Source organism: Aquimarina algicola, from assembly GCF_006443095.1.
GTDB classification, from domain to species: Bacteria; Bacteroidota; Bacteroidia; order Flavobacteriales; family Flavobacteriaceae; genus Aquimarina; species Aquimarina algicola.
Genome location: NZ_VFWZ01000010.1, coordinates 153,438 through 163,738 on the forward strand (window position 1 = coordinate 153,438; position 10,301 = coordinate 163,738).

5 protein-coding genes are annotated in these 10,301 nt (G+C 34.8%); 4 read left to right on the plus strand and 1 reads right to left on the minus strand.

The features are described from left to right. Positions 1-20 precede the first annotated feature (20 nt). Positions 21-4,325, plus strand: coding sequence for a DNA-directed RNA polymerase subunit beta' (gene rpoC, locus FHK87_RS24605; RefSeq protein ID WP_140597539.1), 4,305 nt, complete (start codon positions 21-23; stop codon positions 4,323-4,325). Positions 4,326-4,399: 74 nt separating this feature from the next. Beyond that, complete coding sequence (locus FHK87_RS24610) at positions 4,400-4,714, plus strand: DUF3467 domain-containing protein (protein WP_140597540.1); 315 nt, start codon at positions 4,400-4,402, stop codon at positions 4,712-4,714. 80 nt (positions 4,715-4,794) lie between these two features. Here FHK87_RS24610 and FHK87_RS24615 read toward each other — a convergent pair whose 3' ends face one another. Continuing rightward, a complete protein-coding gene (locus tag FHK87_RS24615; protein WP_140597541.1) occupies positions 4,795-6,381 on the minus strand; it encodes a peptide chain release factor 3 in 1,587 nt (528 codons plus the stop codon). A 2,663-nt stretch (positions 6,382-9,044) separates the two neighbouring features. Between FHK87_RS24615 and FHK87_RS26635 the strand changes: the two genes are divergently transcribed. Continuing rightward, entirely contained in the window at positions 9,045-9,776 is a 732-nt protein-coding gene (locus FHK87_RS26635; RefSeq protein WP_449371679.1) for a Calx-beta domain-containing protein, read from the plus strand. Continuing rightward, the coding region (locus FHK87_RS24625) for a Calx-beta domain-containing protein (RefSeq protein ID WP_262711282.1) at positions 9,718-10,301 on the plus strand (584 nt) is incomplete at its 3' end. The genes FHK87_RS26635 and FHK87_RS24625, both read left to right, overlap by 59 nt.

Sequence of the window (10,301 nt, forward strand, 5' to 3'; positions counted from 1 at the left end):
TTCTTTAGCAACCATATATTATGGCAAGAAATAATGATAAGAATGCAGTAAAGAGATTTGATAAAATCTCTATAGGTTTAGCTTCTCCAGAGTCTGTTTTAGCAGCTTCAAATGGAGAAGTATTGAAACCTGAAACTATTAATTATCGTACTCACAAACCAGAGCGTGATGGTTTGTTTTGCGAGCGTATTTTTGGTCCTGTAAAAGACTTCGAATGTGCTTGTGGTAAATATAAAAGAATTCGTTATAAAGGAATCGTTTGTGACCGTTGTGGTGTAGAAGTTACAGAAAAGAAAGTACGAAGAGATCGTGTAGGGCACATTAATCTTGTAGTTCCTGTAGCTCATATCTGGTATTTTCGTTCTTTACCAAATAAAATAGGATATTTATTAGGTCTTCCTTCAAAGAAGTTAGACATGATTATATACTACGAACGTTATGTAGTAATCCAACCAGGTATTGCAAAAAATGAAGATGGTGAACCAGTTCAAAAAATGGATTTCCTTACAGAAGAAGAATATCTTAATATATTAGATAGTCTTCCTCAAGAAAATCTATATCTTGATGATAATGATCCAAATAAGTTTATTGCAAAAATGGGTGCAGAATGTCTTATAGAGATTCTGAGAAGAATTGATTTAGACGAATTATCATATCAATTAAGACATAAAGCAAATAACGAAACATCTAAACAACGTAAAACAGAAGCACTTAAGAGACTTCAGGTTGTAGAATCGTTTCGTGATGCAAATAAAAATAGAGAGAATAAGCCAGAATGGATGATCTTAAAAGTAGTACCTGTAATTCCGCCAGAATTACGTCCTTTAGTACCACTTGATGGAGGTCGATTTGCAACTTCTGATTTAAATGATCTTTATCGTAGAGTAATTATACGTAACAATCGTTTGAAACGTCTAATGGAGATCAAAGCACCAGAAGTAATTTTACGTAATGAAAAACGTATGCTTCAGGAGTCTGTAGATTCTCTATTTGATAACACTCGTAAAGCATCCGCAGTAAAAACAGACTCAAATAGACCATTAAAATCATTATCAGATTCTCTTAAAGGTAAGCAAGGTCGTTTTCGTCAAAACTTACTTGGTAAGCGTGTAGATTATTCTGCTCGTTCTGTAATTGTTGTAGGACCAGAGCTAAAATTATTTGAGTGTGGTTTACCTAAAAACATGGCAGCAGAGCTGTATAAACCTTTTGTAATTAGAAAACTAATAGAAAGAGGTATTGTAAAGACAGTAAAATCTGCTAAAAAGATAATAGATAGAAAAGAGCCTGTTGTATGGGATATTTTAGAAAATGTTCTTAAAGGACATCCTGTATTACTTAACCGTGCTCCTACGCTTCACCGTCTTGGGATTCAGGCATTCCAGCCAAAACTTATTGAGGGTAAAGCAATACAATTACATCCATTAGTATGTACAGCATTTAATGCCGACTTTGATGGGGATCAAATGGCAGTTCATTTACCATTAGGACCAGAAGCAATCTTAGAAGCACAATTATTAATGTTAGCTTCTCATAATATTCTGAATCCTGCAAATGGTTCGCCTGTAACGGTACCTTCTCAAGATATGGTTTTGGGTCTATATTATATGACTAAATCTCGTAAATCTACTCCGGAGCTTGAAATTAAAGGAGAAGGGTTAACATTTTATTCTCCAGAAGAAGTAATTATTGCTTATAATGAAAAGAGACTTGATATTAATGCTAATATTAAGGTTCGTACAAAAGATTTAAATGAAGAAGGGCAATTAGTAAATAAGATAATTGAAACAACTACTGGTAGAGTTTTATTTAATGAAAAAGTACCGGAAAGAGCTGGATATATCAATGAGGTCTTAACTAAGAAATCATTAAGAGATATTATCGGTGGTATTTTAAAAGTAACAAGTGTTCCTGAAACTGCCGAATTCCTTGATGAAATCAAAACATTAGGGTATAATTTTGCATTCCAGGGAGGACTCTCTTTTAGTCTTGGAGATATTATTATTCCAGCAGAAAAGCACACAATGATTGCTGATGCTAATGCACAAGTAGATAATATAGTTGCTAATTATAACATGGGATTGATTACTAATAACGAACGTTATAATCAGGTAATTGATATTTGGACTTCTACCAATGCAGAATTGACAGAACTATCAATGAAACGTATACGAGAAGATCAACAAGGATTTAACTCAGTATATATGATGCTTGATTCTGGTGCAAGGGGATCCAAAGAGCAGATTCGTCAGTTAACGGGTATGCGTGGTCTTATGGCAAAACCTAAGAAAGCGAGTTCTGCAGGTGGTGAGATTATCGAAAACCCGATTCTTTCTAACTTTAAAGAAGGGCTTTCTATCCTTGAATATTTTATTTCAACTCACGGAGCGCGTAAAGGTCTTGCAGATACAGCATTAAAAACTGCTGATGCAGGATACTTAACACGTCGTTTAGTAGACGTTGCACAAGATGTTATTGTTAATATCGAAGATTGTGGTACGTTAAGAGGAGTTGAAGTAACAGCATTAAAGAAAAATGAAGAAATTATTGAGGGACTTTCCTCAAGAATAGTAGGTAGAACAGCTTTAGTAGATGTTATCAATCCTTTAACTCAAGAGGTTTTAGTTGAAGCTGGTGTAGAAATAGATGATGCAACAGCAAAAATTATCGAAAAATCTCCTGTAGAGTCTGTAGAGGTTCGCTCTGCTTTAACCTGTGAAGCTAAAAAAGGTATCTGTGTGAAATGTTATGGTCGTAACCTTGCAACAGGTAAGACTGTACAGCGTGGTGAAGCGGTTGGAGTTGTAGCTGCTCAATCTATTGGAGAACCAGGTACTCAGCTTACATTACGTACATTCCACGTAGGAGGTATTGCAGGTAACATTTCTGAGGAAAATCAATTAAAATCAAAATTTGCTGGTAAAGCAGAAATTGAGGAACTTAAAACTGTAAAAGGAGAAGATACTGAAGGAAACGAAATAGATGTTGTAATCTCAAGAACATCAGAAGTTAAAATTATCGATCCTTCTACAAAAATTGTTTTAAGTACAAACCTTATTCCTTACGGTTCTCAATTATTTATTAATGATGGAGATATGCTTGAAAAAGATCAAGTAATTTGCCAGTGGGATCCATATAATGGTGTTATTATTTCAGAATTTGCCGGTAAGGTAAGATATGAAAATATAGAACAAGGTATTACATATCAGGTAGAAATAGATGAACAAACTGGTTTCCAGGAAAAAGTGATCTCAGAATCTCGAGATAAGAAGAAAATACCAACACTTCAAATATTAGGAAAAGGAGACGAAGTATTACGTTCTTATAACCTTCCTGTAAGTGCTCACCTTATGGTAGACGACAATGATAAGATCAAAGTAGGTAAGGTTCTTGTTAAGATTCCTAGAAAATCTGCAAAAGCAGGTGATATCACAGGAGGTCTGCCACGAGTAACCGAATTGTTTGAAGCGAGAAATCCTTCTAACCCTGCAGTTGTAAGTGAAATTGACGGTGTAGTATCATTTGGTAAGATTAAGAGAGGTAATAGAGAAATTATCGTCGAGTCTAGAATAGGAGAAATCAAGAAATACCTCGTTAAACTTTCTAATCAGATTCTAGTGCAAGAAAATGATTATGTTCGTGCAGGTATGCCATTGTCAGATGGTTCTATTACACCAGAAGATATACTTAAAATTAAAGGACCTTCTGCAGTACAACAGTATTTAGTAAATGAAGTACAAGAAGTATATAGACTACAAGGTGTAAAAATTAATGATAAACATTTTGAGGTTGTAGTACGTCAAATGATGAGAAAAGTTAGGATTCAAGATCCGGGAGATACTATTTTCTTAGAAAACCAGCTAGTACATAAAGCAGATTTTATAGAAGAAAACGATGAAATCTTTGGTATGAAAGTAGTAGAAGATGCTGGTGATAGTGAAAACCTTAAGGCAGGTCAGATTGTTTCACCTCGTGATTTGAGGGATGAGAATTCTACTTTGCGTAGAGAAGATAAAAATCTTGTTGTAGCTAGAGATGCTTCTCCAGCAACAGCAACACCAATACTACAAGGTATTACAAGAGCTTCTTTACAGACCAAGTCATTTATCTCTGCTGCTTCTTTCCAAGAAACTACTAAAGTATTAAATGAAGCTGCTGTAAGCGGTAAAGTAGATACCTTAGAAGGACTTAAAGAAAATGTAATCGTTGGTCATAGAATACCGGCAGGTACTGGAATGAGAAATTATGAAAGTATAATTGTTGGTTCTAACGAAGAGTTCGAAGAACGAATGGAACAACGACAACAAGAAGTTAACTTTAATTAATTTTTGATATAAATAGAAAGCCTACCTGATAAGGTAGGCTTTCTTCTTTTATAGTAATTTTAAAATATTTCAGTATGGCTGATAATCAGGAGCAAAAACAAAATCAAATTAATATCGAATTAGATGAAGCAATAGCAGATGGTACTTATAGCAACTTAGCTATTATAAACCATTCTGTTTCAGAATTTGTAGTAGATTTTGTAAATATAATGCCAGGAAGACCCAAGAGTAAAGTAAAAAGCAGAATTATCTTGACTCCACAACATGCAAAAAGATTATTAAAAGCACTTAGTGATAATGTCAATAGATTTGAATCAGCACATGGAGAAATCAAAGATTATGACCAAGCACCGATACCTATGAATTTTGGCCCTACCGGTCAGGCATAAACTATATAGAAAAGTATATTCAGTTAAATTGATTAGTAGTATACTATATAACTGAATATACTTTTTTTAATGAGTTACTTTTAAAATTCTGATGTAAAATGGAATTGTACCGAAGGATATTTTTGTTGAGTCATTTGCAAGCTAAATGAAGAATCTGCCAGAAAAACTAACTGTCCACGTTTATCCTTTGCCAAAAACTTATTTTTTACTCTTTTAAATTCTTTAAATTCTTCGGGGTCAGAAGTTTCAGGGTCTACCCAACATGCTTTGTGAACATTCAAATTTTCATAAGTACATTTTGCACCATATTCGTGTTCTAATCTATATTGAATTACTTCGTATTGTAAAGCTCCTACGGTTCCAATTACTTTTCTTCCATTTAATTCTAAGGTAAAAAGCTGAGCTACTCCCTCATCCATTAATTGGTCTATCCCTTTGGCTAATTGTTTTGATTTTAAAGGATCTGCATTATTGATATATCTAAAATGTTCTGGAGAAAAACTAGGAATTCCCTTATAATGTAAAACTTCACCTTTGGTTAGAGTGTCTCCAATTTTGAAGTTACCAGTATCATGTAATCCCACAATATCACCTGGATATGAGATATCAACAACTTCTTTCTTTTCAGCAAAAAATGCATTGGGGCTAGAAAATTTAAATTTTTTATTGTGTCTTGTATGTAAATAAGGAGTATTTCTTTCAAAAGTTCCAGATACAATTTTTACAAAAGCAAGCCTATCTCTATGTTTTGGATCCATATTGGCGTGAATTTTAAACACAAAACCTGTAAAATCTTCTTCTTCTGGTTTAACAATTCGAATATCACTTTCTTTTGGTCTTGGTTTAGGGGCAATATCTATAAAACAATCCAATAATTCTCTTACACCAAAATTATTTAAAGCAGATCCGAAAAATACAGGTTGTAAGTCACCATTTTGATAAGCATCATTATCAAATTTAGGATAAATACCTTCTACAAGTTCAAGTTCTTCTCTTAATGTATCTGCAGATTCTTCTCCAACAATTTCATTTAAGTGTTGAGAAGAAATATCGGATACTTCAATGGTTTCTTCTATATTTTTTCGACTATCTCCACTGAAAAGATTGATGTTTTTTTCCCAGAGGTTATATATCCCTTTAAAATCGTAACCCATCCCAATAGGAAAACTTAAAGGGGTAACCTTAAGACCAAGTTTTTGTTCAATTTCATCAAGAAGTTCAAAAGCATCTTTACCTTCCCGATCAAGCTTATTGATAAAAACAATCATTGGGATATTACGCATGCGACAAACCGAGACAAGTTTTTCGGTTTGTTCTTCGACACCTTTTGCGACATCGATAACAACAATTACGCTATCTACAGCGGTTAACGTTCTAAAAGTGTCTTCTGCAAAATCCTTGTGACCCGGAGTATCAAGAATATTAATTTTTATGCCTTTATACTCAAAAGCTAATACAGATGTGGCAACAGAAATACCACGTTGCCTTTCAATCTCCATAAAATCACTGGTAGCCCCTTTTTTGATTTTATTAGATTTTACAGCACCTGCTTCTTGAATAGCTCCTCCAAAAAGTAATAATTTTTCAGTTAATGTTGTTTTTCCCGCATCTGGATGCGAGATAATACCAAAAGTTCTCCTTCTTTTTATTTCTTCAGTAAATTTCATATCAAATTCTTGCTCAAAACCACAAATATAATACTTAAAAGGACAAGATTAAATGAAGTTTGTTCTGAACATCATTATATCTACTTACAATTCCTTTTTCTAAGGTTATTGAACGATTATAGTTGTTTTTAAACGAAATTTGATAGTTTTTTTTATTAAAAAAAATAAAAACTTATACTTTTACTCTAGTTTTATACTGGTATTAAATGATTGAAAGCTAAGATAGATATGTAATCATAGTATCTTTTCTTTCTTTTATAAAAGGGATGGAATATTAATATTGGTATAGTTTTTTGTAGCACTAACAAAAAAAGTAATTTTTCTTTATATAATCATTTTGGCGAGCAATACGTTTGTCGATGAAAAATAGCATTTCATCGATAATAACTTGTAATTGGAGTTAGTTTTTGGTTCATAAAACGACTCAATTACATATTTTTATAGCATAAATTACGGTTTAAACGTAGTTTTTTTGTGGAATTAAAATATTTTGTATTGATTTATATGTAGTTAATGATAATTACCCCACATATTTTATTGTTAACGAATTAATTATAGTAACCATCGTCAAAATGAAAAAAATTACCCGAGTCTTATCTGGCTTTAAAATGCCGGTATTGTTATTTTTGTTTTCGTTTTTCTCTACATTTGGACAAACAGGTATTACTTCTCTGTCTGCCAGTTATAAAGATATAAACGATTCTTCTAATGATTTTTCTAATGTTGGAAATGGAACGAATCCTGGATATTCTTCTGCTACAACTTACAATTTACTATTTAGTACAAATACTACTATAGAAAACGATTATACTATAGACGGAAGTTTCGTTGCAGGTGGTACTACTTACAATACAGTGATCCTAATTGATCAATTTGAGGTAAGAAGAAATGGTACTATAGATGGTCAATCAAATAGACAAATCTTATGGTTTGAGCGAGAATCTACATCTGGCACTACAATAAATTTAAGACCGTCTTATGTGGCTAGTGTAGAAGAATCTTTTAGAGGATTTAGGCTAAATATAGGGTCTGATAATACGTTTGTAAATACAGGCTCGAACCAAAGTAATAATATAGAACGTTTTGATTATATTAATAGTTCTCCTCTATCAACTAATACTACAGCAAATGCAGGATTTGCTATTTTTGAAAGAGACGGAAATGATTCTTTTAAAATAGCAGCTATTACCGGTTTAGATGCTTTTGGTGAGCCAAATGCATTTACTCCATTACTTACTGTAAATACTGCTGCTTATGGTCCAAGTTTAAAACAGGTTAATTATACTATTTTTCAAAAACAAGATAGTGAGAGTAATTTAAAACCCGCTGAAAACGGAGGTCCTCAACAAATAAGAGGTACTTTTGTGAGTTTTCAAGACTTGGGTGTAATCCCTAACCAAGCAGTTTATGGGTATGTAATATTACCTGCAGATGCGACTTCAGTTGATTTTACAACAAATCCAACTAATACAGATAGTAGTAATGGAGGTATGGATGCGTTTCCAGGAGGAGGTTTCTTTGACAGTGATGGGGGACTTACTGTTGTCAATATGCCTGATGCTGATAATGACGGTGTTTCTAATACTTTAGATCAAGATGATGACAATGATGGAATTCTTGACATTAATGAAGGGCTTGATTGTGGTAATGGAGATTGGACTGCTGGTGGAACCTATAATATCAATCAGAATTTAGGAGCAACTATAAATAATACTGCAACATACAATACAAGAGATGTTGATTTGACTGCAACACTTTCTGGTGGAGCAACACTAAGCTTTATTAGAATACAAAATGCAGTGGGCGGTAATGGTCAAGGAATAGTGCAAAGAGCGCAAAATTCAAATTTTAATACGTCACCTGTTGATTATACATATACTTTTAATGATCCGGTAGTAAATTTGGCGTTTGATTTTGGAGGGCTGGATAATAATGATTTTGTTGAAGTTCGAGCATTTTTAGGAGCTAATGAAATTATTCTGGGACCTGATAATTTTAGTGTATATGTTGCTAGTGATGTATCATATAATGGAACGTCATCTTTTTTGGCAACGAATAGTGGAGCTGGAAATAATAGTAATAATGGAAGTTTTAGTGTAGAAATTGGAGATCCTATAGATAGAATTGTACTAAAAACAGGTAAATCTACAGGTTCAGGTCAAGTAACATTACATACTAGTGCTTTTAGATATTGTATACCGAGAGATACAGATAATAATGGAGTTTATGACCATTTAGATACAGATAGTGATAATGATGGTTGTGCTGATGCTATTGAAGGAGGATATACAGATCCTGATGATGATGAAATTTTAGGAAACTCACCTGTTTCTGTAGATGGTATTGGTCGTGTTACAGGACAAGGAGGGTACTCAGGAACGAGATCTGGTGTTATTACCTTTGGCACTTTACCATCTATAACAGCTCAATCAGCCAATCAAACTATAAATACAGGAAGTAATACTTCATTCACGGTTACTGCAACCGGAAGTGATTTAACATACAGATGGCAAGTTGATACCGGAGGTGGATTTGTAGACATCGATCCTGCAAATACAACAGATATTTATACAGGGAGTGATACAGCTTCGTTAAATTTAACTAATGTTCCCGTCTCAGATGATGGTAATTTATACCGTGTTATAGTATCGAGTACTTCATTTATGTGTGGAAATGTTGAATCAAGTTCAATACTTCTTAACGTTAATAATTATACAGTAAACCTAACGGCAAGTGTTGATACAGCGGTAGAAGGTGGTATAGATGGAGAGTTTACAGCGACTTTAAATGCGGTGAACACTACAGGCAGTGCTATTGTGATCCCTGTAGTGATGAGTGGTACGGCTACTGATGGTACGGACTATACCAGCATTGTAAACATTACAATTCCCAATGGTTCAGACACAGGTACAGTAGCAGTTGATGCGGCTACTGATGGTTTGATAGAAGGAGATGAGACGGCTATTGCGAGTTTAGGCACCTTACCAAGTGGTGTTGTTGCAGGAACCAGTACGAGTGATACCGTTACGATCAGTGATGCTACTGAATATACAGTAAACCTGACGGCAAGTGTTGATACAGCGGTAGAAGGTGGTACAGATGGAGAGTTTACAGCGACCTTAAATGCGGTGAACACTACAGGCAGTGCTATTGTGATCCCTGTAGTGATGAGTGGTACGGCTACTGATGGTACGGACTATACCAGCATTGTAAACATTACAATTCCCAATGGTTCAGACACAGGTACAGTAGCAGTTGATGCGGCTACTGATGGTTTGATAGAAGGAGATGAGACGGCTATTGCNAGATGGAGAGTTTACAGCGACTTTAAATGCGGTGAACACTACAGGCAGTGCTATTGTGATCCCTGTAGTGATGAGTGGTACGGCTACTGATGGTACGGACTATACCAGCATTGTAAACATTACAATTCCCAATGGCTCAGACACAGGTACAGTAGCAGTTGATGCGGCTACAGATGGTTTGATAGAAGGAGATGAGACGGCTATTGCAAGTTTAGGCACCTTACCAAGTGGTGTTGTTGCAGGAACCAGTACGAGTGATACCGTTACGATCAGTGATGCTACGGAATATACAGTAAACCTAACGGCAAGTGTTGATACAGCGGTAGAAGGTGGTACAGATGGAGAGTTTACAGCGACTTTAAATGCGGTGAACACTACAGGCAGTGCTATTGTAATCCCTGTAGTGATGAGTGGTACGGCTACTGATGGTACAGACTATACCAGCATTGTAAACATTACGATTCCCAATGGCTCAGACACAGGTGCAGTAGCAGTTGATGCAGCTACTGATGGTTTGATAGAAGGAGATGAGACGGCTATTGCGAGTTTAGGCACCTTACCAAGTGGTGTTGTTGCAGGAACCAGTACGAGTGATACCGTTACGATCAGTGATGC

Bases quoted from the DNA above. Each gene is read 5' to 3' on its own strand.
- rpoC (WP_140597539.1), top strand. From the start codon at position 21: ATGGCAAGAAATAATGATAAGAATGCAGTAAAGAGATTTGATAAAATC.
- FHK87_RS24610 (WP_140597540.1), top strand. From the start codon at position 4,400: ATGGCTGATAATCAGGAGCAAAAACAAAATCAAATTAATATCGAATTA.
- FHK87_RS24615 (WP_140597541.1), bottom strand. From the start codon at position 6,381: ATGAAATTTACTGAAGAAATAAAAAGAAGGAGAACTTTTGGTATTATC.